Consider the following 25171-nt stretch of genomic DNA (forward strand, 5'->3'; position numbering starts at 1 on the left):
TTGCTAGTCAAAGAGAGAAAGTATGGAGTTAAAGATGACAAGCAAGTTACGTTATTTACAGTAAAAAATAAAAATGGTTTTGAAGTGTCTTGTATGAATTATGGGTGTGTGATTACTGAAGTATTAGCGGCCGACAGAAGAGGCCAGTATGAAAATGTAGTATTAGGGTACGATTCCTTAGAAGAATACGGTCAGAATAGCATATACTTAGGAGCTGTTGTCGGTCGAGCTGCTGGCCGTATTAAAGAAGGAGCCTTTCGCTTAGGGGAGAATGTCTATCATGTTACAACGAATGAAAAAAGCAATCACTTACATGGAGGACACAAAGGGTTCAGTCATGTATTATGGGATGCTACTGTGTTGGAAGGCGCAGAGGAAACAACAATTGAGTTTACTCACTTAAGCAAGGATGGGGAAGAAGGTTACCCAGGGAATTTGAGCATGAAGGTAGCCTATACAATTTCTAATAATAGAGACGAGATATCTATTAGTTATAGCGGTATTTCTGACAAGGATACTTTAGTAAATGTAACAAATCATTCCTACTTTAACCTTAGTGGTAATCTGAGAAGAGATATATTAAACCATGAATTAACTTTGGATAGTCCTACATACTTGGAGCTAAATAAAGAGTTTCTACCAACGGGAAAGTTAGTACCTGTAGATGGCTCTGTATTTGATTTTCGGGAGAGCCGTAAAATTGCGGATGGGGTACATTCCGGACACCCTCAAAATGTACTTGTTGGTTATGGATATGATCACCCCTTTTTATTGGATGAAAATAAAAATAACAGAATCGTTTTAATGGAAGAGAAAAGTGGTCGAAAGCTAACAGTGGAGACAACGGAATCGTCCGTCATCGTCTATACAGGAAATAATTTAAACAGCACGGAAAATATGAGAGGAAAGAGGTTAAGAAATCATTTAGGTGTATGCTTAGAAACACAAGGTCCCCCAGACTCAATCCATCACCCTCATTTGCGTTCTGTAATTCTACAAGCAGGGAAAACGTACACATCTAAAACTGTTTATTCCTTTGGGGTTATTTAGCAGACTAAAATAAAAATAATACATCTTCAATGGGATTGCTGCATTGAAGATGTATATAAAATTTAGATATCTATAATATCATCGTATCCGACCATTTTATCCATATGACTGGCAATCATAGCTATAATAGTACTTGCCTCATCCTTAGTAAATGTAAAAGTACTCTCGTCCACTAGCTCTTGTTCAGTATCAGTCCAGCTGCGGTTTCTTCTGCGAAGAACACCATCACCATTGGCACTGTCTATTCCGAATTGATATGTTACTTCCATTTTATCATCTATTAAAAATGCAGTGATTTCAGGAGTTTCCCATTCTACATCAATTTCCTCTAGCATAATTTCGTCGTCATCATCGTCATCGTCATCATCGTCATCATCGATAACGTAATCGTCAAGTTCATCTTCCTCATCCATGTAGATCCATTCAATATCACTATCGTCTTCCAGAAACTCGTGGAAGCTTTCATGAACTGCTTCTATTATATCCGTAATATCATCTAACATTATTCTGGTTGGCTGGTTCAACTGAACGTCAAAGCTTTCCACATAAAATTCTTCATTGTAAGGGTCAAAAAGTATAGTGCAAAAATAGTCTCGTTCTTCCTCATCCGTACTAGTAACAAAAAATTCGATTCTAGGATGCTTAGAGGCACGATTAATATTCATATGGCCGACTTGGTCATATTGCTCGCAGATCGAATTCAAATGATCCTGTAGTTCCTCTGTTACTCTGTCAAACCATTCTGTAGTCATAGTCATTACCGCCTCTCATCATTTTCTTCTACTATCTTATCCCAATCTGGTCTTTTTATTCCTAAGATGAATAGAGAATAAAAATGCGCAAAAAAAGACCTATTGATCTTTGCATCAATAGGTCTTTTTCATATGAAGCGGGTGAAGAGAATCGAACTCTCATCATCAGCTTGGAAGGCTGAGGTTTTACCACTAAACTACACCCGCATATTAATATAAATGGTGGCTCAGGACGGAATCGAACCGCCGACACAAGGATTTTCAGTCCTTTGCTCTACCGACTGAGCTACTGAGCCTAAATCTCATTAAGTAAATCAAGCTTAGTGTCTCATAGTCAGTTAAGTATAACACAAAATATGTTTGTTATATCACTTAGTTGCATAGGAACTGCTTGCTTACAAAAAAATGGCGGTCCCGACCGGGATCGAACCGGCGATCTCCTGCGTGACAGGCAGGCATGTTAACCGCTACACCACGGGACCATTTGGTTGCGGGGACAGGATTTGAACCTGTGACCTTCGGGTTATGAGCCCGACGAGCTACCGAACTGCTCCACCCCGCGACAATAATATATAAACTAGTTTACTATATTTTATATTTACAAACAATCTAAATATAAAATGGAGGAGGAAGAGGGATTCGAACCCCCGCGCGGTATGACCCGCCTGTCGGTTTTCAAGACCGATCCCTTCAGCCGAACTTGGGTATTCCTCCGTAAAATGTTACTTCTAAAGCAACAAGACAAGATATAATATACCATGTCTAAAAAAAATATGCAACCTCTTTTTTCTGATAGAAGACATTTTAACCTATCTTTGGTTGTGTTCCTCTATGAAACATTCTTCTACAACAAGCAAATTAGAAAGTCAGGTAGCAATCTTTACGAAAAGTCATTTTAACGTTCCATTAATATCGAGAAAACGATTAAATCTAATAATCGGTCGGTTTTCGACGGAAATCGGTCGGTCAGCACAAATAATCGGACGGTTCTGGTCAATAATCGGTCGGTCGGCACAAATATGCGGTCGGTTTCAGACAATAATCGGACGGTCCCACTACACATTTATGAGGAATTACGAAGACTTGTATACTTTAAAGGTTCATTGGAAAATTCTTTTTATAGTAATATTCTTCAAAAAAATCATACACACCTCACATTTGGGCAATCTAAGAAAAATGATTTGCTGTGAGGTGTTTTTTTATGTTGATTGAAAGATCGTCTTCCTGGAAGGAAGGCTTTACAAAAAGATTAGAAAATGAAGAGCCATGGGATAATTGGAATCTTTATAATATGAGTTATGACATAGTAAAAAATAATTTGATTACAGAGTTTACGGGACTTCAGTCTCCAAAGTATTTACCAAATCTTCAAGCATTAAACCACCAATTAGAGGTTGCTCGGACAGTGATCGAGCGGATGAATGGAAAGGCAATCTTAGCAGACGAGGTAGGTCTTGGTAAAACGATAGAAGCAGGCTTGATATTAAAAGAGTATATGGTGCGAGGACTAGTAAAAAAAGCTTTGATACTTGCCCCTGCTTCCTTGATTAATCAATGGGTGGAGGAGATGAATTTTAAATTTCATATACCTGCCATTCCATACAAAAAGAGTTACTCCCTTGACCACAATGACATTGTCATCATGAGCATGGATACAGCTAAAAAAAGTCCGCATAAAGAGCTTATATATGCTCAAAATTATGACATGATCATCATTGATGAGGCACATAAGCTGAAAAACCATAAAACGAAAATATATGAATTCGTCCAGGGGTTGAAAAAGAAATTCTGCTTGTTGTTAACAGCTACGCCTGTTCAAAATGATGTATTTGAATTATTTTATCTTGTTTCTTTATTGAAGCCAGGTCATTTGGGTAATTACGAGACATTTCAGGAGTCGTTTTCTGCAAGTAAGCATAGCTTAGAGCATGATGAGTATTTAAGAGAGCTCGTCAATCAGGTAATGGTTAGAAATAGAAGGCAGGATACTGGGATTGAGTGGACAACTCGTCAGGTGAAAATCATACCAATTGAATTTACGAAAGAGGAAAAGGAAGTCTATGAAATGATTTCTGATTTAAAAAATGTTTCCTCCGTCTTCTCTGGTGCTTTTTCTATGATTACACTTCAAAAAGAAATGTGTAGCAGCAAGGAAGCAACTTGTTTGACGCTTAACAACATGGTTGAAAAGTGTACGAATCAAGAAGAAATTACTTATGTACAAAGCTTGATGGAAAAGCTCATGTCTTTAGAGGTAAACTCGAAGGCGGAGAAGGCTTACGAGATTATTGCAGAGGCAGATGACAAGGTTATTATTTTTACCGAATATCGTGCAAGCCAAATTTATCTGCAATGGTATTTAAGTACAAAAGGAATTACGAGCGTTTTATTCAACGGGAAGTTCAATAAAAACAAGCGTGATTGGATGAAGCACTTGTTCAAGGAGCAGGCACAGGTGTTAATAGCTACTGAATCGGGTGGAGAAGGGATTAACCTTCAGTTTTGTCACCATGTAATCAATTATGATCTTCCATGGAACCCAATGAAGCTGGAGCAACGAATAGGGCGTGTCCATAGGTTAGGACAGGAGCATGATGTCCATATTTATAATTTAGCTATTCAGGACACTATTGAGCAGCATATTCTAGATCTGCTTTACACGAAAATCGATGTATTTGAAAAAGTAGTCGGTGAACTGGACGATATATTAACGACCTATAAAAAAACAATATAGTACAAACAGGGTAGGGAAGGAGGGTATGCATGTACCCAAAACAAGTTCACGACTTTTTACTTCAATTTTTTAAAGAAAATAATTGTCCTATTCTAAGCGAAAATGACCATTACGTTGTTGTCCAATTAACAGAAGAGATGGATAAAAAGCTGATGAACCGTCCGTATTATTGGCAGTATGTAGAAGCAACTGGCACTGAACCAAGTCCGATGCAGCTCACCTTTATCACAGATAAAACAAAGCTAAAAGAAGACGTCAAGGGAGAGGTTATTCACTTTGGCTCCAACAGGCTTAGTCAAATGTTCAAGGCGGTGCAAGACCTTGGCTCCTTCGTCCATATGTACGAAAAAGTTAAAAGTGATACGCAAGTGATCTTTACTCCATGGCTTGGGGTCAACTACAAGGTGACCTATTATAGTGATCAAACGAAGGAAACGTTCTATTCTCTAGGGATAAACCTAATGACAGGAATTGTTCGAGAGGATTTCCACGAATCGATAAAAGAGATTAGCTTCGATGTGGCTATGCCTGATAATGTTTTTAACCTGCCTTATATTATAAAGCCTTTACGTGGCTTAGAGCGTCTGGATACTCTAATTGATGGAGTGATTGCTAATGACGATCATACTTGGGCTGAAGAAGCAAAGGAACGTTTACGGAGGAGTCTGGAAGTTCTGGAGTATTTCTATGACGGTGTGGAGGACAAGCCTGAATGCTATGAGATGGAAAAAAAGGCTCTTGAGGAACAGTATGCAGCTCGCGTGGGAATAGAAATTATTAATGGCGGTCTGTTTTATATGAAGTGAAAAATGGCTCTAGAGATTTAATCTCCGGAGCCATTTTTAAATATTAGTCGGCTACTTTAAACCAACCCTTCACTTGCATGATTTTATCCCATAATGGATTAGGGATATCTAACTCCTCTTTTTTGCTTACATAAACAGCTGGGAAGATGGAGTCATCCTCTCCTTTTTCCATTTTAGAAAACCACTCGGGGTCAGTTACTAATGCGCGCCCGATTGCAACAAGAGGTGTAACTTGTAATGCTTTTTCAACGTCTTCTCTAGATTCCAAAGTTCCAACACCAATCACAGGTACCTTGTCGCCTACCGCCTTCTGAATAAGTTCAATACGTGGTGTGGTATCAATTTCGTCTCTATTAGAAGATCCAAAGAAGTGCCCGAGAGACACGTGAAGATAATCAAGGTCTTTCTCAGCCAATACACGTAACAGCTCTAATGTATCATCCATTGTGAAGCCTGGATCCTGATATTCCTCTGGAGAAAAGCGATAGCCTATTATAAATGGCTCCTTTGTATACTGCTTAGCAGCGGTTTGAACCGCATCTACAATTGCCAACGGAAATGTCATACGCTTCTCTAGGTTCCCACCCCATTTGTCAGTTCTACGATTGGAATGTGGAGAGAAGAACTGGTGAATTAAGTAAGTGTTCGCCCCATGGATTTCTACTCCGTCGAAGCCTGCTTCAATGGCTCTACGGGTTGCTTCTTTAAACGAGGCAATGGTCTTTTCAATCTCTTCCTCTGTCATCTCTCGTGGTACTTCTGCATTGTCGCGAGGTGCTGCAACAGCACTTGCAGATACTGGTTGTTCACCGTTTAACACCCTCGAATTCGATTGGCGTCCAGCGTGGAAAATCTGAAGGATGGCTTTTGCTCCATTATCTTTAATAGCACTAGCCAGTTTCTTGAGGCTAGGTATTCTCTCATCCGATTCAGCACCTATTGAATACTCAAACCCAGCACCAAGTGGCTCTGCATAAGCGCAAGCGGTGATAACCGCACCAATCCCACTTTTAGCACGACGAGCATAATATATTAGTTCATCTTCTGAGACATCTCCATTTTTCTCTGAAGAATAAGTAGTCATGGGAGCCATTAAAATTCGATTTTTTAATGTAACCCCTGATGGTAAAGTGTATGCATCGAACATAGAAGTGTTTTCCATTAAATAACATCTCCCTTATATTAAGTCACCTATATATATACCCTAAAGGAATGCTTTTCAAAATCAAAATAATTGGCTTGAAATCTCTCCAAAGGAAGGTTTTTACTTGTTAATTGTAGAAGGTTATCTATAACGCGTTAGAGGGAGGGAGCCTATGTGATTCAGGCTGTGTTATTTGATTTGTATGAGACACTGATCACGGAATGGGAAATGGGAAAAAGGAAAGCAAGCTATTCTGTAGAACCACTTGGTTTGGAGGAGTCAATTTATAAAAGGGGATGGCATGCGAGAGTTAATGACAGAATGGATGGAACTTATCCTGATCACCCAAGCGTTTTGAGAGAGATATTGAAGGAGGCAGGTTTACCTATTGATGAACAGGCCATCCAACTAATACATAATGACAGGGCATTCGTTAAGTCGGTAGCCTTTAAGCATATTGATGAAACTATTATAGGCATGCTAGAAAATCTGAAAGCCATGAATATAAAAATTGGTCTCATAAGTAACTGTACATCAGAGGAGATAGAAGGTTGGTTTAATTGTGTGTTGCCCTCTTATTTTGACGACGTGGTGTTCTCTTATCAAGTCAAAGAGCGTAAGCCGAATCAAGCAATTTATCTAACTGCCTGTAACAACTTGAATGTGAATCCTAAGCAATGTTTATTTATTGGAGATGGCGGCTCCGAGGAGCTAAAGGGAGCAAGCGAGGTAGGAATGAGCCCATACCAGGCGACATGGTTTTTACCCTCAGGTGTTCCTAATGAAATTTCAGAATTTCCAAAGTTAAGAAAGCCTATGGAGGTAATAGATGTTGTACGAAAAGAGGAGGAGAGCTATGGAAGTCAAAAAAGATAAGTGGGATGCTAGTCACAGGTCTTGGCCATTACCTAAACTGCCATGGACTATGACTCAGACGTGGAATGATCTATTATTTGCACATTACCCTATCGATATAAAAGTGTTAAGAGAAATTGTACCAAAGGCACTTCCTTTGGATACGTATAATGGAAAAGGATGGATTGGTATCGTCCCCTTCCATATGACAAATATTAGGCTGCGTGGGACGCCGAGAGTGCCTGGTACAGACAGTTTTGCAGAATTGAATGTTCGAACGTATGTCACAATCAATGGGAAACCAGGGGTATTCTTCTTTAGTCTGGATGCGGAAAATTTATTGGCGGTAAAGGTAGCTCAAACTGTATACCGTTTACCATACATGCACGCCGATATGAATGTATCAAAAAGTGATTCATTTATAGAATATAAAAGTAAGCGTCGACAAGGAGTGGATGCCAGATTTGAGTGTAGATACCGTCCTACATCAGAGATATTCTATGCAGAGAAAGGAAGCTTTGAAGAATGGCTCACAGAGCGCTACTGCTTATATACATTAAGTAAAAAAGGGGATCCGCTTCGTTGTGATATTCTCCATCCCCAATGGCCGTTGCAACAAGCAGAGGCAGAGTTTCAGGTAAATACTATGCTGTCCGAGCAGGGGATACAAGTAGAGGATAATCTACCAATCTTGCACTTTTCCAAAAGTATAGAAGTTCGGATGTGGCCGTTAGTGTCCGCGATGAATGACTGAAAGAAAATAGGAGGTAATAAAATGAATAAATATCCGCTTCAGTTAAACGAGAGGATATCTTTAATAGACATTTTTGATATGGGATTAATTGGAAGAACAGGTGCATATGTAATTCAGGAGGATGAATTGACTATAGTAGAGACTGGACCAAGCCCCTCTGTAAAACATGTGAAAGAAGGCTTACAAAAACTTGGCTTCTCTTTAGCAGATGTTAAATACATTATTTTGACCCATATCCATTTAGACCATGCCGGTGGAGCAGGCCTGCTTCTCCAGCAATGCCCTAATGCAACAGTAGTGGTACATCCTAAGGGTGCTAGACATCTAGCAAATCCAGAGCGTCTTATAGCAGGTGCAAGAGCTGTATACGGCTCAAATTTTGATGACTTGTTTGATCCTATCGTAGCAATACCAGAGGAAAGACTCTTAACAAAGGCTGATGGAGAAACATTAAAAATTGGAGCAGCTTGTACTTTGACCTTCTTAGATACACCTGGTCATGCCAATCATCATTTTGGTATTTACGATCCAATTAGTAACGGGATGTTTGCTGGAGATACGGTGGGGGTCCGCTACGAGCAGCTGGCCAAAGATGGTGTAGATTTAGTGCTGCCTTCCACCTCCCCTAACCAATTTGATCCAAAGGCAATGCAAAAAGCTATAGAGCGATTCCAACTGATGGATTTAAGTTACATTTACTATGGTCACTTTGGAATGACTGATAATGCCGCTGCAGCTTTAGCACAGGTTTCAGAATGGCTTCCGCTTTTCGTTGAAACGGCTAAAGACGTCCAACGAGAACAAAAAGACCATAACGAGCTAGCCAACAGACTCGAGGCATTAGTTAAGGATCATTTAAGAGGGCAAGAGATTCCAGATGACCATGAAGTTTATCCATATATCCATGGAGATTTAGGGGTTTGTGCTATGGGGTTGATGGATTATTTAGGTAAGTAATATCAAAAAAATTATATGATTGAGCTTGAAATATGGAAAGAACAATGTAAAAGAGATATACAGAGATAGATGACTATTTAGGGGAGATTATATGTTTAGCATATTTAAGACTAAATGTTCGATGTGTCATAGAAAAGCAGGTCCTTATCGTTTGTTTCAAAGTCCAGAGGGAAAGAGGATGAAGCTTTGTTATGGCTGTTCAGAATATGCTGCAAGACGTGCATATAAAAAGTTGTCATGAATTCTATGAGGTTAGCAAGAGTGGAGGATTTTATTGAAGAAGAAAAAAATAATTTACATTGCTTTGGGGTCTCTCCTTTCAGTTTTGCTATTTGTATGGGGATCTCTCTATCTATATGAACGATTATTTGAGGGAGAGTATTATCATCATAAAGATGGGGTAACAATTGAGGTGACAAATTCAAGTGACCAAACAGTAAAGAATTTAACTTATTATTTTACAGTAGTGCCACAGGATTTGGGTAGAATTTCAAGTCTAGCTCCAGGAGAAAGTGAAATTTTATACACTCCGCGAATCAAAGAAACGGGAAATGACCGAAGTTTATACTTTGAATATCCTTTAAATAATTCCTCGTTAGTAGAAGAGTCTTTGCTTTACTTAGGCTCCTTCAACCCTAAAAAGGTAGTAATTGAATTAGAAATAACAGACGTAGACGAGAAGGGTAGCATGTCATATTATGTAAAGGGTTACGAGGATCTGTTTGGTCCATTTTGATGCTCTTAAGCGTCTATCGATAGGAGTTTTGATTAAAAAATAACGCTATTTAAACTTTACGCTGGGTAAGGTTTAAATAGCGTTATATTTTCAAGTGGATTTTGGTCCTTCTATACGTAGATTTCCTTCTAGTGAAGGTATTTCTTCAACATAATTATGAGTTGGAAATATAAAGGTCCAAGGCATACTTGTTTCAGGAGGAAGTGTAAGCGCTGGTACCGTAAATACATGTTCAGCCACTAGCTCATTCTCCATCGTATAGACTAATCTAGTGTTGTTAAAGGCTAGCTCCTGGCTGGTGAAATTATGGATCAGGACAGTGGCGAGAAATTCTTTTTTATGATTAATTGCAACTCGGATAGGAGAGAAAAGAATATCTTTGTTTACATGGTTTTTGGTTGTTCGAAAAATATGTTCAATTTGTTCTCTATCCTTGGCTGCCACTGCTTTATTCCAAGATGGTTCAAATTTTAGCTGCTGCATGTTATAAACCCCCTCTTGTGTAATTTTAACATAAGAGACAGGCTCATTATGGAAATGGACTACTGTTCAATCTGCCAAGTATTGTCTATTATTTAAGTTAATAGATATTAAGTGCGAGGGGAAGGGGATAAGTAGAATGCCTTTAGAAATTGTTCGAAATGATATTACGAAAATGCAGGTAGATGCTATTGTAAATGCCGCTAACCGAGATCTTCAAAGGGGAGGCGGTGTGTGTGGAGCAATCTTTCAAGGTGCGGGATCCAGTGAGCTACAAGAGGCGTGTAATAGGATTGGCAATTGTCCCACAGGTGAAGCTGTCATAACGGACGCGTATCAACTAAGTGCAAAATATATTATTCATACAGTAGGACCAGTATGGAGAGGTGGGTCTCATAAAGAAGATGAGCAGCTGAAGGATTGCTATAAAAACTCGTTAAATATGGCGTTATCTCATGGCTGTGAGTCAGTAGCGTTTCCATTAATCTCCTCTGGTATTTATGGATATCCAAAGGAGCAAGCTCTACAGGTAGCTATTTCTACAATAAGCTCGTTCCTCTTGAATCATGAAATGCTTGTTTATATTGTTGTGTATGATAAAAAAGCCTTTAAACTGAGTGAAAAACTGTTCAGGTCTATTGAGGAATTTATTGACGAGCACTATGTCGAGGAAATGGACATAAGCTTCGGCAGAAATAGAAGAGAAGCTTATGAGTTAGAGGAATCGATGGTGCTGCAATCTAGTCAGGATTTACGGGAAATGATAGAGCATATGGATGAATCATTCTCCGAAAGGCTTCTACGTCTTATAGATGAAAAGGGAATGACCGATGTTTCTGTCTACAAAAATGCAAACATTGACCGACGCCTGTTTTCGAAAATAAGAAATAACAAGGACTATACTCCATTAAAGAAAACAGTAGTCGCCTTCGCTATTGGTCTACAGTTAAATGTACAGGAAACAAACGAGTTACTAGAAAAGGCAGGTTATACCCTGTCTAGAAGCCATAAATTTGATGTTATTATTGAATACTTTATTCAACAACACAACTATAATATATTTGAAATCAATGAAGCTTTGTTTAGTTTTGACCAACCCTTATTAGGTGCATAAACAAGAAAAGCGTAAGCGCCTATCCCTGTCCCGACAGGCAAATGGGCAAATACGAGGAGGCAGGTCCTCAGCCACCACAGTATTTTCCCATTTGACCCCGAGGGGCAAGGCGCTGAAGCTAGACAGATAGAAAAGCGTAAGCGCCTATCCCTGCCCCGACAGGCATGCCACCGGAGCTAGTCATCAATTTATCGACAGGTTCAGTACTTTATAATTCCTAAACAACAAGAAAGGGACGACCCTGACTGATGTCTGGATCGTCCCCATTTTATTATTTCTTTTGAACAGTAATTGTCCATGCAGCATCACTTAGCTGCTCGTAGTTAGTAATTGTGTGACCTTCTTCTGCTGCCCAGCGAGGGATGCTTTCAGTTGCTTGCGTACAGTCAAATTCAATTACAAGCTCGTCACCTGAGCTCATTTCTGCGATAGCCTCTTTTGCTTCTACTAAAGGGAAGGGACAAACCATACCCATAACTTCTAATACTTGTTTCATTTCAAAATCTCTCCTTTTTTATGCGGTTTTTACACTTGCTTTCATCGCTTTGTTTTTTTGACGACCACGAACAAAAACAAAGTATACAGCCGTCCAAGTACCTAAAATCATAAATGCTAGAGCAATCCAGCCCTGCCAAGTCATCATGGCAGTCATTACTAAACCATTCCCAATTGAGCATCCGCCTGCTAAACTAGCACCGAAGCCCATTAAATTACCACCAACAAAGCTATTAATACCAGTTTTAACATCTGGCATTCTGAAACGGAACTCGCGGCTAGCTTTTGCTGCAATAAATGATCCAATGAAAATACCAAGGACTAAAAATACACCCCAATTGATAAATGCTGTGTCTCCAGTTGTTAAGTATTGAAGGATATTAGCTGATGGAGTGGTAATCCCTAGACCACCAATACGTCCTGTAGCAACGCTTAATGGCCAAGCTAATACTGCAATAGCCCCAATTAAAACTGCAGTTACAAATGGGTGCCAGCGTTTTTCAAACAAAATATGTGCCAATCCAGTTCTTTTTGGCTTTAAAGATGGGATAAAAACTTTTGGTTTTGTAACTTCTTTATAAACGATCCATCCTACTACTGCTACTAGAATACCTATTAAAATCCATACGTTAATTCCAAGTGTTTCTGGAATGGAGTTAGATGGTAGCTGAGAAGAACTTATTTTATTGTTTAAAGGTACTAAAACCCCAGTTTTCATAATAGCAGCCATTAGCATATATCCTGCTAAGGCAATCCAGCTCCCGATTAAACCTTCACCAGCACGGTACCACGTCCCTGTCGCACAACCACCTGCTAACACAATACCAATACCAAAAATGAATGATCCTATAATTATTGCAACTAATGGTAGAGTACCGGCATTAAATTCAAACACGCCTAACTCTATTAATGTATACACACCGACACTTTGTACGGCAATTGCTATTAATAACGCATAAAACATGCGATTGTCTTTTGTTAAGTACATATCACGGAAACCGCCAGTCAAGCAAAATCTGCCTCGTTGCATGACGAATCCTAATAACGCCCCACAAAATAAACCTGTAATGAGCATTTGTATCACGTTTATCCCGCCTTCTCTTTAATTCTTACTAAACTGATAGGATTATATTACATTGGAAAAGTAAGTATGACAATAATTTTGCTTAAAAAAATAATCGCCAATATGTGGAATAGATAATTGTCGCTTTTCAAGCGACCTTTTACATTGTCTCAATTGATATTATTCATTTGTAAACAAAAAACAAATGGGGGTTAACCTAATGAAGAAGAATGTAACGGAGTTAGTATTTATCTTGGATAAGAGCGGTTCAATGGCTGGATTAGAGGCAGATACGATAGGAGGATTTAATGCGATGCTTGATAAACAGAAAAAGGAGGAGGGAGAGGCTATAGTTACAACGGTGTTATTTAGTGATAACTATGAATTATTACATGACCGGATAAATGTTAAAGGGGTATCACCTATTACTGAAAGGGACTATCAGGTAGGGGGAATGACCGCATTACTGGATGCAATAGGATCTACCATACACAAAATAGGAAACATACAAAAGAGAACAAGCTCTGAGGAACGAGCTAGTAGAGTCTTGTTTGTTATTACGACGGATGGGATGGAAAACTCTAGCTGTGAGTATAATTACGAAAAAATTAGATCGATGATTTCTCGTCAGAAGGAGTCGTATGGTTGGGAATTTATATTTTTAGGAGCCAATATAGACGCCATTACTACTGCAGCCAACTTTGGGATTTCGGAGGAATTTGCCGTCAAATACCATGCAGATAAAGAAGGGACACGTTTAAACTATGAATCGGTTAGTAACGTGGTTTCGTCTTACCGTAAAGGGTCCAAAATAGACCGCTCTTGGAAGAAGAGGATAGAAAAGGACTTTATTAGCCGTAAGCACTAGGGAGAATAAACATATAATAAGGTCAGTCAAAATTGACTGGCCTTTTTTCATGCAAGCTTTACCTAAAATAGAAAGGAGTTTAAAGTACGGTGATTGGTATTGTTTTTTATGCATATGCAGCCCCACAGTCAAGAGACGATCTCCCCGAATTTTTCACCCACCTCAGTGATGGAAATGAAGTAAAACCAATGGTAGTGGAGGACTTTATGAAAAGATACAGGGAATTTGGCTCCAATGACCCATTAGGCGCTCATACCGCACGAATAGTCATAGGATTAGAGAAGCTTTTAAAACCTAAGATAAAAAATGTAAAAGTGTATAACGCTTACAAACATACAACCCCCTTTTTAGAGGATACACTTAAGAAAATGCTAGAGGATGGAATGGAAACATTTGTTACATTTTCTGTTAATCCTATATTTTCTCCGACAGGAGCTGGTGTATATCAAAAAGAGGTAGAAAATTTTCTAGCTAAATCAGGACAAAAACATGAGCTCATTCATATAAAAAACTGGAATACACATCCTTCCATCATCTCTGTGTATGGTGATCGCTTGAAGCGAGCGTTTAAGTGGCTACCAGCTCATGTAAGGGAGGATGCTTTTGTGCTATTTACTGTGCATAGCCAGCCGCTTAACCCAGCGGGTAATAATGAATATATTGAGCTATATCAAGCGATGGCTCAAGCAGTTGCTATAGAAGCAGGAGTAAAAAATTGGATGATGACTTACCGTAGTGCGAGTAGCAAGAATGGATGGCTTAGTCCAGATGTGAAGGACGCAATGAGGTCTTTATGTGTAGAAGGTTCTCGAGGCTTTGTGACATGTGAGCTATTATCAATTGTGGCAGATATGGAGTCATTCTTTGAGATAGGTAGAGATGCGCAAGCGTTAGCAATGAACTAAAGGTAGAGTTTGTTCGTACTGAATTTCCAGGAGATTCATTTGACACGGTTAGTGCCTTAGCTGAAATAGTGGAAGAGCAGCTGATGGATAAGCTGAAGAAATAATAGATTAAACTCAAAAAGAACTTCAATCAGCATTTGAAGTTCTTTTTGTATGCTTATCTATTCATATAAGGTGCTATCTAAATCTCCGTCTTCTTGATAAATAGAAAGAATTCCATTGTGGTCATTGACATATGGCTTTGCCTTTTCTAATAAAGCGGCCTTGGTATCTTCAGTGAAAATAGCTCGTTGTCCATCCTCTTTAAGTAGTACCCAGTCGTTTTCCCGAGCCTTTACTTCATACCTCGGTCGATTACTGCTATCCCCGTTAACAGCTTCTCGGGCTTGTGCAGTAGCAATTGCAATTGCCCTACCTTCATCAGTATCGTCTCTTAATAATGCATTCGCAATTTCAATTGCCTTTTCTCGAACATCCGGCTCAAGATTTTTCATTGAAGCTGGATAATCATTTTTACTCCACGGCATATCTATCGCCTCCTTGGCTAAGAAATTCCCCGAAACAAATCAAAATAAACATCCCGTACTGAAATAGTAAATTATTTTCAAGGAAAATCTTATTATTCTTTTCGTGAAGATACTCATTCGAGTATAATTATTTATATACTTTCCAATATTTGGAGTGATTTGAGTGGAGTTATTAATTATTAGACATGGAGAATCGGAAGCTGATCTGCTAGGTGTGCATGAAGGTAGAGCGAACTTTCCTTTAACTGAGTTAGGTATTGAACAAGCTAGTAAGATGGCTATATACGTAAAGAGTCATTTTCCACCAAACGTTATATTGTGTAGTCCTCTAAGTCGTGCAAAGAGTACTGCGACTATTCTACAAAGTAATATAGGCTGTGAGCTGTATGAGGAGTCTGACTTAATGGAGTTTAATAACGGAGTGCTCGCGGGTTTACCTCGAGGAGAAGCAGCTATAAAATACCCTCTACCTAAAGAAGGAAGACCAATTTATATACCAATTGAAGCTGGAGAATCCGAGTTAGCGTTTCGTTACAGAGCAGAATACATCCTTCGCAAAATAATAGAAGAATACAAGGATTATCAAAGAGTAGCAATTGTGTCACACGGCGGCTTGATCTCTAACCTTATTAAGGCGTTTCTACAATTGCCAGTTAACAGTGACTATATTTTCCCTACGGGAGACACGGGAATTCATTTACTAACCATTGAACAGGACAAGCGTATCATCAGGTTTTTAAATAGACTGGAGCATATAAATATCGAAGAAGAGGTGATTAAATGATTTTACATACATCCATTCAGGGGAGCGGTGAACCACTCTTATTTTTGCATACCGGCTTACAAACTGGAAATACAGACTTTCAATACCAGCAGAACTTTTTCAAAGATAGCTATAAAGTGTTTGCCCCAGATTTAAGGGGACATGGTCAGTCGCCTTCTGATGATATTGAAAACTTCTTTTTAGATTCCGCGAAGGATTTATTGGAAACCATCAATCATTATCAGCTGAAAAAGATTCATTTGGTTGGATGCTCACTGGGTGCAATTGTAGCTGTACAATTTGATAGACTTTTTCCGGAGCGAATTCAAACACTCACTATTTCAGGCATGATGCCAGTTAAACCGGACAACTGGCTGGATTTGCATATGCAGGATGTAAAAACTCAGGGACAGATTTTATGGAACAATGATTTTATAAACTATTTCAATGAACTACATTCTTCAGATTGGAGAAGGTTTATTTACTTGGGGAAAAAAGAGGACTGGTATCCTTTTGAAGATATGTTAGCTATGTATCACTTCGAGTTCCCGGTCCTATACATAGTTGGGGAAATAAATATGCATGAAACAGTAGGGGCAACCATTTATCCGGAAGAGAACAAACATATTCACGTTGCTGTTATCCCTTTTGCAGGGCATTTAGTACATGAAGATCAGCCTGCTATTTACACCGATATAGTAAAAACCTTTTTAGAGTGCTCCCACAGTTAAATTATTATTTTAAACAAGTTTTTTGGCCAGCAAGCATATGCTAACTATATATGCGATATGGAAGGGGATCTTATGTATTTAAACGCGTTACATCCTTGTCCTCTCATTCGGACGATCTCTGTTAATGGGGAAGGCTCAATTACTGTTCCACCGAATTATGCGTTGTTACAAATCGAAGTTACTACGGAAGGCAGCGAGGTTGAGGAAGCCCAGCAAAGAAATGCAGCAATTATGAATCAGGTCATTCAATCCATACTAGAGCTAGGTATACCAAGAGAAAATATACAAACAGCTGCATATAATATTTTTCCGCGATATGATTTTGTAGAGGGAAAACAGGTTTTCAGGGGATATGAAGTGACTAATACCATTTCGGTAAAAATACCTGATGTAAGCATGGTAGGAAAAGTGATTGATACAGCAGTCAGAAATGGTGCAAATCGAATTTCTTCTCTTGAATTCAGATTAGAAAACGAAGATGCCTATTATCAAAGAGCTCTTAGTAAGGCTTTAATAAATGCACAATTAAAGTCAAATACAATAGCAGAAACAATGAGGCTTTCAGTTTCACCACAAGTTATAGAGGTAGTGGAAGAAAAAGAAGGAAGTCCGATCGTACCATATAGAGCGATGTTAATGGAATCATCTACAGGAGCAACCCCAATAGAACAAGGTGTAATTACGATAATAGCTAGAGTCACAGTTAAGTTTCAATACTAATAAATAATTAATATTGTGTATAAAAATACGTAATATCCATTTGCATAATACCTTTTTACAACTTATCATGTATATATAGGTAAGGAGGGTTCAGGATGGATGCAATTGATATTCTAACGAACTTAGATAACTTGCAAGCTTATTTTCAGCCTATTTTTAGTGCAGACGAGCATATTGTAGTCGCCTATGAGGTTTCTGGAAAATTACTGCATGATGAAAAGCTTATAAACTTAAACGCGTTTGCTTATGATGAAGAGGTACCAGAGGAGTATAGAGTTGAGGTCGAACAAAGAATTCTTCATATTGCTTTAGGGGAGCTTGTAGACCAGCCAAAAAACTTTGATATATATCTTCCGTGCAACGCCAATTTACTAGTGCTAGATTATGGCGAAGGTTTTTTTGATATTATAAAACAATATATCCCCGAGGAAGAGCTTTCCCGAATTGTTATAGTTATTTCCGAGCATAACTTTAAAGGGGATTTTCATCAGTTAAATAATATAGTACGTTACTTTAAAACCTATGGAATAAAAATAGCGATTAACCAATTAGGCTCAGAGAGTCATCTCGATTATATACAAATGCTAGCACCTAATATCCTTAAGGTAAATATAGAGCAGTTAAGCTATGAATCCTGGGGAGCACAGAATGACCTTTTTACATCACTTAGTTCATCGGCGCGTAAAATTGGAGCAAATATGCTTTTTGAGGGTATTGATACAGTTCACCAGCTTCAATTTGCCTGGAAAAATAGTGGCCGATACTATCAAGGGAAATATTTAGCTGAAGCAGGTACAGGGCTAATCCCACGAAATCAACTAAAGAAAAGCTTTAAGGATAGATGTCGTCAATTTATTGCAACAGAAAAACGGATATTAGAAGAGAATTACAAGGCATTGAAGGAATTACAAGTTAATCTAGAGAAAAAAGTTCAAGCTATTAAATCTTCTAGCGAGGAAGTAGAAGATTTATTGAAACTAGCTGAAGAGCTAAGTGAATACTCATTCCGTCTTTATATTTGTGACGAGGAAGGCTTCCAGACCTCGCCCAATATTGTTCGAATTGATTCGCATTGGGAGGTTGAAGAAGACGCCATTAACAAAAACTGGAGCTGGCGCCCATACTTTCTAAAAACAATTATTAAGATGAGAAATGATCAAAGTGGTGTGTTCTCTGATATTTATAGCGATATTCAAACAGGCGAAATGATAAGAACCTTCTCTGTACCAATCAACGAGAATGAATATATGTTTATTGATATTTCCTATGATTATTTATTTAAAAAGAATATCTTCAGATGAAGCCTACTAGTAGGTGAGGGTGCCTTACTATAACTAAAGAAAATCCATCTATCGAAATCTTCCCTAAGGTTTCGATTTTTTTGTGTATATTTATTGCCCAGATTAGAGCTATATTTTTCCGTTTCTTTCAAGGATATTAGGGAATAGTTACAATATGTCTGATTTTAAAAGGCGAATTATACATAAAAAGAAGGTGTTTTGACATGAATATACTTTGGGGAATTGGTGGAGTTATTGTTGTAATCGGGATTGCTTTTCTCCTTTCCAATGCTAAAAAGTCGATAAATTTACGAACCATACTGATTGGTTTAGCTATACAGATTGCATTTGCATTTATGGTATTGAAGTGGGATTTGGGACGCTGGGCATTATTAAAGCTTTCAAAAGGAGTTCAAAATTTAACTGGGTATGCCAATGAGGGGATATCTTTCTTATTTGGCTCATTGTCCGATGTGGATGAGTTTGGGAGCATCTTTGTTATACAGGTGTTAACTATCATCATTTTCTTCTCAGCTTTAATTTCAGTTTTGTATTACTTGGGCATCATGCAGTTCTTTATAAAGATTATTGGAGGAGGACTTTCCAAGCTTTTAGGGACTAGTAGGGCAGAGTCTGTATCTGCTGCAGCAAACATTTTTGTGGGACAAACAGAGGCTCCTCTAGTTGTTCGTCCCTTTATTGCAAAGATGACTAACTCAGAGCTTTTTGCTGTGATGACAGGCGGACTTGCATCGGTTTCAGGATCCATTTTAGTAGGATATTCTTTGTTAGGGGTGCCACTGGAATATTTGCTTGCCGCTAGCTTCATGGCTGCGCCAGCAGGTTTGATCATGGCTAAGCTAATGTTTCCTGAGACGGAGACTGTGGAAGACACCGATTTCAAGATGGAAAAAGATGATTCAAACGTCAATGTAATTGATGCTGCTGCAAGAGGTGCCACAGACGGGATGAAACTTGCAGTCAATGTAGGAGCTATGTTATTGGCATTCATCGCCTTAATTGCTCTTTTGAATGGTTTAATTGGAGGGATTGGAGGACTCTTTGGCTATGGTGAGATAACGATAGAAGGGATATTGGGCTTTATATTCTCTCCATTGGCTTTTGTAATAGGAGTACCTTGGTCAGAAGCAGTAGCGGCGGGATCCTTCATTGGTCAAAAGCTAGTTTTGAATGAATTTGTTGCTTATAAGGCTTTTACCGATGACATGGGGAACCTTTCTGCTAAAACCAATCTTGTCGTAAGTTTTGCTCTATGTGGCTTTGCAAATTTAAGCTCAATGGCAATATTGTTAGGTGGATTAGGTTCCCTAGCTCCAAACCGGAGACCAGACATTGCAAGATTAGGGTTTAAGGCAGTTATTGCAGGAGCGCTTGCATCATTACTTAGTGCTGCAATAGCAGGAATGTTTTTATAAACAGTGATCTTCATAAAAGATGAAACGAGAATACTTTCTGTTGAGGGATTGCAGCTACAGGCTCTGGCGAAAAGTGTGAGACAGATATGACATAACAAAACGTTCTACAAAAAATAAAAATTATTTGTCGAATAATGAATTTACTACAACCTCCTATGGAACTAGCCATAGGAGGTTTTCTTTTTGGGATATACAATAGTAGCGCTACAGAGACTTTTGATTTCAACATTTTCGTACATTTTCAAACATTTAACGACAAATTATTAGGAATAAAGTCGCATAAAATTCATTGACAAAGTTATTGTTTGTAAAGTAATATTCAACAAAAGCTTACTTGTAAACGCTTAACTAAAAGGGGGTATCCATATTGGATCCTATATTAGAGATAAAAAATGTCTCTTTACAATTTGGAGGGGTAAAGGCACTAGAAGATGTCAGCTACCATATTAACAAAGGAGAGATTTTTTCGTTAATAGGTCCAAATGGAGCTGGAAAAACTAGTATGCTGAATTGTATTAGTGGTCTCTATCAACCGACTGGTGGCTCCATTTTGTACAAAGGTCATGAAATCATAAATATGAAACCCTATAATCGCACAGCTTTAGGGATTGCTCGTGCATTCCAAAATATAGCGTTATTTGCCCATATGTCTGTGCTAGACAACCTAAAGCTTGGAAGACATACATTGATGAATTCCGGACCAATTAGCGGAGGAATGTACGTTGGAAAGGCTGCAAAAGAAGAAATTGCGCACAGACAGAAGGTAGAAGAAGTAATTGAATTTTTAGAGCTTCAAGATATCCGTCATACTCCTGTCGGTACGCTGCCTTACGGTTTACAGAAGAGAGTCGAGGTGGGAAGGGCACTTGCGTTAAACCCTGACCTTATCTTATTGGATGAACCAATGGCTGGGATGAACAAAGCGGAAAAAGATGAAATGTCACATTTTATAGTAGAGATGCATGAGACGATGAATATGACGGTAGTCTTGATCGAGCACGACTTAGGGGTTGTTATGAATTTATCGGAACATATAGCTGTATTAGATTTTGGTAGACTTATTGGTTTTGGAACCCCAGCAGAAATTCAAGAAAATCCAGCTGTTATAAAGGCCTATATTGGGGAAGAAGCCGTTATTTAGGAAGGGGAAATTAAAATGGATCACAAAACATTACCCACTCTTTTAGCGGAAAGGTCTGCTAATCATGAGCAAGAGGTTGCTCTCAGGCAAAAACAGCTAGGAATTTGGCATGAGGTTACGTGGGGGGAATACAGTAAAAAAGTAAATCAATTATCTATTATATTATCTGAATATTTTGATTTTTATAAAGGGGAAAGGCTAGCAATTATAGCTGATAATCGGCAAGAGTGGGTTTATACCCAACTTGCTGCACAAAGTTTAGGTGGTGTAACGGTAGGAATCTATCCAGAATCATTACCAGAACAAGTTGTTTTTTATCTAAATGACTGTAAGGCTAGAATCGTATTAGTGGATAATCAGGAGCAGGTAGATAAATTATTGGGAATTGAAGAGCAAATACCATTAGTTGAGCAAATCATATTTTGTAACAAGCAAGGGATGAGGCATTATAAGCATCCAAAACTAGTAGACTTTGAGGATTTACTATCAGACGGCATATTATTGTTGCGAGATAAGGCAAAGTTCCTTGTTGATCCACCTGAAGAGGTTTTGGAAAATGACCCTGCAATTATTGCCTATAGTGCAGCAACATCAGGGATGCCAAAAGGTGTCATTTTAACGCATGCTAACCTAATTGATGCGGCTGAAGGTCTACTTACTATTGATAACGTGAAAACAAAGGAAGATTATTTTTCTTTTTTACCTTTCGCTTGGATTCATGAGCAAATTTTAGGGATAGTAACTCCTTTAATTAAAGGGATGGTTGTTAACTTCCCCGAACGCCCACATACAGTTTTAGGCGATCTTCGGGAAATAGGTCCACATACATTGCTGGCTCCACCTAGAGTTTATCAATCTATCATGTCTAGTTTTACGAACAGGATAGAGGGAGCAAGTAAGTTTAAAAAAACAATTTATAATTTTTTCAAGAAATTTGGGGACAAGGCTGCCCATGCAGAATTGAACAAAGAGCCAATCAATTTCGTAGACAAAGCAATGTATGTATTAGGAGATATTATTGTTTTTAGTGCCATTCGTGATCATTTAGGTTTAGCGAGAGTTAAAAGAGCTTATGTTGCAGGAGCTGCTTTGCATCCGGAAGCTTTTTACTTTTATCACAGTATTGGAGTAAATCTAAAACAAACCTATGGAGGGACTGAGGTTGCTGGTATAGCTTTTGTTCAAAGAGACAAAGACGTAAGAGCCGGAAGCTCAGGAAAAGCATTACCAAATACACTAGCTAAGATTGGAGAAGATGGAGCAGTATACATTAAAAATTCAGCTGTTGCTACAAATTATATAGGTGGAGAAAGTACGCATGATGGGGATGGATGGATTTCCTTAGGTGATTGTGGTCACTTGGAGGATGACGGACATCTTTACGTGCTAGATAGATTAGAGGATATTATTATTGCCGAAAATGGCCAAGTTATTTATCCGAGACTGATAGAAAACAAGTTAAAATCGAACCCTTACATTTTAGAGGCAGTTTGCTTTGGTCAAAATAAACCATATGTAACTGCAATGATCAATATGAACTGGAACAGTATGGGGAGATGGGCAGACAAACAAAGAATTGCTTACACAGATTATGGAGAGCTGGCTAAAAATAATCAAGTGATAGAGTTTTTGGAACAACAGGTGTCATTGTTAATGAAAGATTTTCCTTCCTTTGCAAGGGTAGAGAAATTCACACTTTTACACAGACCATTTTCAATAGAAGAAGGAGAGCTCACCAGAACCTATAAAATAAGAAGAAATTTCATAGAAGATCGTTACAGAGTGTTGATTGACGGGATGTATACAGAAAGAGAAAGTATTTCTGTAGGGTCGAGTGAGATGGATAACGTAAGAGTGGTTCAACTAAATAGAGAGCAGGAGGTGACGTTATGACATTCTTTCTTCAAATGCTTGTCACGGGAGTGGTAGTAGGTAGTATCTATGGTCTAGTGGCATTAGGGTTTGTATTAATTTATCGGGCAAGTGGTGCACTGAATTTGGCAAATGGAGAGTTTGTTATTGTTGGCCCCTATATTTGTTTAGTTTTGATGACTGCTTACCGTATCCCTTTCTTTATTGCCTTGTTAATTACCCTTATATTCAGTGCCATTTTGGGGTTAATCGTGGAAAGATTAGTTATCCGCCCTATTCAAAATGCACCAGTAGTATCTGTCATTATGGCGACAATTGGACTTTCTAGCTTACTAGGGGGAGCCGTTCATATGATTTGGGGTCACCAAACAAGAATGTTTCCTAAAATATTCCCAACAACTCCTATAAATATATCAGGAATTATTATTAGTCCTGTATATCTTTGGTCATTTGTAATTGTCATAACACTGCTCACCATATTCTTGTTGCTGTTCAAGTTTTCAAAAATGGGGATTGCTATGCGAGCAGTGGCAGATGATCGTCAAGCTGCGATGTCCATGGGGATCAGTGTGAAGTATGTTTATGCAGCAACTTGGACTATTGCTGCTGTCGTAGCAGCGGTAGGCGGGATATTATTAGGAAATATCAACGGTTTAAGTCCTACTATGTCTGCAATTGGTTTGACCGTTCTGCCGGTCGTAATTTTAGGTGGATTAGATAGTGTTCTTGGAGCAATTGTAGGTGGATTTATAATTGGTATTCTCCAAAACATGGCAGGTGGATATATAGATCCACTTGTAGGGGGAGGCTTAAAGGAGGTTGTTCCATTCATAGTGGTTTTACTCATCTTAATGTTAAAACCATACGGACTATTTGGTAGTAGAACAATTGAGAGGGTGTGAACCTATGAGGAATCTGTTTGTTAGAGAAAGTGGTAATTATAAAACTTCTTATTTAGACGATGCAAAAATGTTTGGAACAACCTCTGGCAAGATTAAAGGTTTGTTAATAGTAGCCATGGTTCTCTTGCTGCCATTAGTTACTACTAATTATTGGATTGGCCTTCTCACCCTCTGTTCTATTTCAGCGATTGGGGCAATCGGACTTAACATACTGACGGGTTTTACTGGGCAAATATCGATTGGAGTCGGCGCCTTTTTAGGTGTAGGTGGATATACCTCAGCAATTCTAACTACCACCTATGGATTAAGCTTCTGGATTTCTTTACCGTTGGCTGGAATCGTTACAGCTTTAATAGGGGGCTTGTTCGGTGTTCCTTCCTTGAGACTAAAGGGTTTGTACTTGGCTATTGCTACTTTAGCTGCGCAAGTTATCATTTTGTTTGTCATTAGTCGATGGGATAGTTTAACAGGTGGTACTGCTGGAATGGTATTGAATCGTCCAAAGGTTGGAGACGTTTCTTTAACGAGTAATACACAATATTATTATTTATGTGTCATTATTTTGTTACTTACCGTCTTGTATGCTACTAATCTATTGAGAACAAGAACTGGAAGAGCCTTTTTGGCTGTCCGAGACAGAGATATAGCTGCACAAATAATGGGGATCAATCTATTCAAATATAAAGTAATGGCATTTGTTATTAGCTCGTTTTTTGTCGGTATATCTGGAGCTTTACTCGCACATTACACAATGATTGTGAGTCCAGAACTATACAACTTTCATGTATCTATCGAGTACCTAGCAATGATTTTGATAGGTGGCTTAGGAAGTGTATTTGGTTCTATTCTAGGAGCAGCTTTTATAACATTGTTACCTGTACTGCTAGGTTCCTTCGTTGATGTTTTGGCAGCTTTTATGCCAGACTTCTATCAGTTGTTTTCAGCTTTTAAGGATTTTGTTTTTGGAGCTGTCATTATTTTATTTTTAATCTTTGAACCAGGAGGACTCGCACATATTTGGCTCAATTTTAAGAAGTACTTTAAGCTTTGGCCGTTTTCTTATTAACTAGTTTTCGTTTTCTATTA

26 protein-coding genes and 5 tRNA genes are annotated in these 25171 nt (G+C 38.5%); 19 read left to right on the forward strand and 12 right to left on the reverse strand.

Annotation, left to right across the window (positions count from 1 at the left end; translation table 11 throughout):
• Entirely contained in the window at positions 1–1050 is a 1050-nt protein-coding gene (locus tag M3627_RS15450; RefSeq protein WP_251556436.1) for an aldose epimerase family protein, read from the forward strand.
• A gap of 62 nt (positions 1051–1112) precedes the next feature.
• Here the strand turns inward: M3627_RS15450 and M3627_RS15455 are convergent, their stop codons facing one another.
• The 7 genes from M3627_RS15455 to M3627_RS15485 all read right to left on the reverse strand — a co-directional run bounded on the left by M3627_RS15455 (position 1113) and on the right by M3627_RS15485 (position 2865).
• Positions 1113–1802, reverse strand: coding sequence for a hypothetical protein (locus M3627_RS15455; protein ID WP_251556437.1), 690 nt, complete (start codon positions 1800–1802; stop codon positions 1113–1115).
• A 136-nt stretch (positions 1803–1938) separates the two neighbouring features.
• A tRNA-Gly gene (locus M3627_RS15460) sits at positions 1939–2009 on the reverse strand.
• 13 nt (positions 2010–2022) lie between these two features.
• Positions 2023–2098 (reverse strand) — tRNA-Phe (locus M3627_RS15465).
• Positions 2099–2208: 110 nt separating this feature from the next.
• Positions 2209–2284, reverse strand: a tRNA-Asp gene (locus tag M3627_RS15470).
• Positions 2285–2287: 3 nt separating this feature from the next.
• Positions 2288–2364 (reverse strand) — tRNA-Met (locus tag M3627_RS15475).
• Between the two features lie 59 nt (positions 2365–2423).
• Positions 2424–2516: transfer RNA gene (locus M3627_RS15480), tRNA-Ser, on the reverse strand.
• A 181-nt stretch (positions 2517–2697) separates the two neighbouring features.
• The gene (locus tag M3627_RS15485) at positions 2698–2865 is read right to left on the reverse strand and encodes a hypothetical protein (RefSeq protein WP_251556438.1); all 168 of its coding nucleotides are present in this window, start codon (positions 2863–2865) and stop codon (positions 2698–2700) included.
• Positions 2866–3003: 138 nt separating this feature from the next.
• On the opposite strand from M3627_RS15485, the gene M3627_RS15490 reads away from it, so the two are divergent.
• Positions 3004–4536, forward strand: a complete 1533-nt coding sequence (locus tag M3627_RS15490) for a DEAD/DEAH box helicase (protein ID WP_251556439.1) — start codon at positions 3004–3006, stop codon at positions 4534–4536.
• 29 nt (positions 4537–4565) lie between these two features.
• Positions 4566–5342: a YqhG family protein gene (locus M3627_RS15495; RefSeq protein WP_251556441.1), complete on the forward strand. Its 777-nt coding sequence runs from the start codon at positions 4566–4568 to the stop codon at positions 5340–5342.
• A 43-nt stretch (positions 5343–5385) separates the two neighbouring features.
• Here the strand turns inward: M3627_RS15495 and M3627_RS15500 are convergent, their stop codons facing one another.
• The gene (locus tag M3627_RS15500; RefSeq protein WP_251556442.1) at positions 5386–6504 is read right to left on the reverse strand and encodes an NADH-dependent flavin oxidoreductase; all 1119 of its coding nucleotides are present in this window, start codon (positions 6502–6504) and stop codon (positions 5386–5388) included.
• Positions 6505–6660: 156 nt separating this feature from the next.
• Here M3627_RS15500 and M3627_RS15505 point away from each other — a divergent pair, with 156 nt between their 5' ends.
• The 4 genes from M3627_RS15505 (at position 6661) to M3627_RS15520 (ending at position 9788) form a co-directional block, all read left to right on the forward strand.
• Positions 6661–7362: an HAD family hydrolase gene (locus M3627_RS15505; RefSeq protein WP_251556443.1), complete on the forward strand. Its 702-nt coding sequence runs from the start codon at positions 6661–6663 to the stop codon at positions 7360–7362.
• Positions 7343–8095 (forward strand): YqjF family protein, encoded by a 753-nt coding sequence (locus M3627_RS15510; protein ID WP_251556444.1) that lies wholly within the window; start codon positions 7343–7345, stop codon positions 8093–8095. The genes M3627_RS15505 and M3627_RS15510 overlap by 20 nt, the downstream gene beginning before the upstream one ends.
• 21 nt (positions 8096–8116) lie before the next feature.
• Positions 8117–9052, forward strand: a complete 936-nt coding sequence (locus tag M3627_RS15515; protein WP_251556445.1) for an MBL fold metallo-hydrolase — start codon at positions 8117–8119, stop codon at positions 9050–9052.
• Between the two features lie 274 nt (positions 9053–9326).
• The gene (locus tag M3627_RS15520; RefSeq protein ID WP_251556447.1) at positions 9327–9788 is read left to right on the forward strand and encodes a hypothetical protein; all 462 of its coding nucleotides are present in this window, start codon (positions 9327–9329) and stop codon (positions 9786–9788) included.
• A gap of 90 nt (positions 9789–9878) precedes the next feature.
• Here the strand turns inward: M3627_RS15520 and M3627_RS15525 are convergent, their stop codons facing one another.
• Positions 9879–10271, reverse strand: a complete 393-nt coding sequence (locus tag M3627_RS15525) for an SLAP domain-containing protein (RefSeq protein ID WP_251556448.1) — start codon at positions 10269–10271, stop codon at positions 9879–9881.
• A gap of 136 nt (positions 10272–10407) precedes the next feature.
• Here M3627_RS15525 and M3627_RS15530 point away from each other — a divergent pair, with 136 nt between their 5' ends.
• Entirely contained in the window at positions 10408–11382 is a 975-nt protein-coding gene (locus tag M3627_RS15530; protein ID WP_251556449.1) for a macro domain-containing protein, read from the forward strand.
• A gap of 271 nt (positions 11383–11653) precedes the next feature.
• Here the strand turns inward: M3627_RS15530 and M3627_RS15535 are convergent, their stop codons facing one another.
• A complete protein-coding gene (locus M3627_RS15535; protein ID WP_169360055.1) occupies positions 11654–11878 on the reverse strand; it encodes a sulfurtransferase TusA family protein in 225 nt (74 codons plus the stop codon).
• Positions 11879–11896: 18 nt separating this feature from the next.
• Positions 11897–12952: a YeeE/YedE thiosulfate transporter family protein gene (locus M3627_RS15540; protein WP_285841729.1), complete on the reverse strand. Its 1056-nt coding sequence runs from the start codon at positions 12950–12952 to the stop codon at positions 11897–11899.
• Positions 12953–13160: 208 nt separating this feature from the next.
• On the opposite strand from M3627_RS15540, the gene M3627_RS15545 reads away from it, so the two are divergent.
• The gene (locus M3627_RS15545) at positions 13161–13808 is read left to right on the forward strand and encodes a vWA domain-containing protein (protein WP_251556451.1); all 648 of its coding nucleotides are present in this window, start codon (positions 13161–13163) and stop codon (positions 13806–13808) included.
• Between the two features lie 89 nt (positions 13809–13897).
• Complete coding sequence (locus M3627_RS15550) at positions 13898–14713, forward strand: ferrochelatase (protein ID WP_251556453.1); 816 nt, start codon at positions 13898–13900, stop codon at positions 14711–14713.
• 161 nt (positions 14714–14874) lie between these two features.
• Here the strand turns inward: M3627_RS15550 and M3627_RS15555 are convergent, their stop codons facing one another.
• On the reverse strand, positions 14875–15240 hold the full coding sequence (locus M3627_RS15555) for a DUF2188 domain-containing protein (protein ID WP_251556454.1): 366 nt from the start codon (positions 15238–15240) through the stop codon (positions 14875–14877).
• A 163-nt stretch (positions 15241–15403) separates the two neighbouring features.
• Here M3627_RS15555 and M3627_RS15560 point away from each other — a divergent pair, with 163 nt between their 5' ends.
• From M3627_RS15560 to M3627_RS15600, 9 genes are all read left to right on the forward strand, one after another.
• Positions 15404–16024 (forward strand): histidine phosphatase family protein, encoded by a 621-nt coding sequence (locus M3627_RS15560; RefSeq protein ID WP_169360045.1) that lies wholly within the window; start codon positions 15404–15406, stop codon positions 16022–16024.
• Positions 16021–16734 carry an alpha/beta fold hydrolase gene (locus M3627_RS15565; protein ID WP_251556455.1) on the forward strand — a complete coding sequence of 238 codons (714 nt, stop codon included), beginning with the start codon at positions 16021–16023 and terminating at the stop codon, positions 16732–16734. The genes M3627_RS15560 and M3627_RS15565 overlap by 4 nt, the downstream gene beginning before the upstream one ends.
• Positions 16735–16806: 72 nt before the next feature.
• Positions 16807–17454, forward strand: a complete 648-nt coding sequence (locus M3627_RS15570; RefSeq protein ID WP_169360044.1) for an SIMPL domain-containing protein — start codon at positions 16807–16809, stop codon at positions 17452–17454.
• Positions 17455–17549: 95 nt separating this feature from the next.
• The gene (locus tag M3627_RS15575; RefSeq protein WP_169360043.1) at positions 17550–18755 is read left to right on the forward strand and encodes an EAL domain-containing protein; all 1206 of its coding nucleotides are present in this window, start codon (positions 17550–17552) and stop codon (positions 18753–18755) included.
• 203 nt (positions 18756–18958) lie between these two features.
• Positions 18959–20170: a NupC/NupG family nucleoside CNT transporter gene (locus tag M3627_RS15580; RefSeq protein ID WP_251556456.1), complete on the forward strand. Its 1212-nt coding sequence runs from the start codon at positions 18959–18961 to the stop codon at positions 20168–20170.
• Positions 20171–20537: 367 nt separating this feature from the next.
• Entirely contained in the window at positions 20538–21311 is a 774-nt protein-coding gene (locus M3627_RS15585) for an ABC transporter ATP-binding protein (RefSeq protein WP_169360042.1), read from the forward strand.
• Between the two features lie 15 nt (positions 21312–21326).
• Complete coding sequence (locus tag M3627_RS15590; RefSeq protein WP_169360041.1) at positions 21327–23204, forward strand: AMP-dependent synthetase/ligase; 1878 nt, start codon at positions 21327–21329, stop codon at positions 23202–23204.
• Positions 23201–24085: a branched-chain amino acid ABC transporter permease gene (locus tag M3627_RS15595; RefSeq protein ID WP_169360040.1), complete on the forward strand. Its 885-nt coding sequence runs from the start codon at positions 23201–23203 to the stop codon at positions 24083–24085. Before M3627_RS15590 ends, M3627_RS15595 begins: the two co-directional genes overlap by 4 nt.
• A 4-nt stretch (positions 24086–24089) precedes the next feature.
• Positions 24090–25151 carry a branched-chain amino acid ABC transporter permease gene (locus M3627_RS15600; RefSeq protein WP_251556457.1) on the forward strand — a complete coding sequence of 354 codons (1062 nt, stop codon included), beginning with the start codon at positions 24090–24092 and terminating at the stop codon, positions 25149–25151.
• Positions 25152–25171 lie beyond the last annotated feature (20 nt).

It is taken from the genome of Psychrobacillus sp. MER TA 171 (assembly GCF_023713305.1).
Taxonomy (GTDB): domain Bacteria; phylum Bacillota; class Bacilli; order Bacillales_A; family Planococcaceae; genus Psychrobacillus.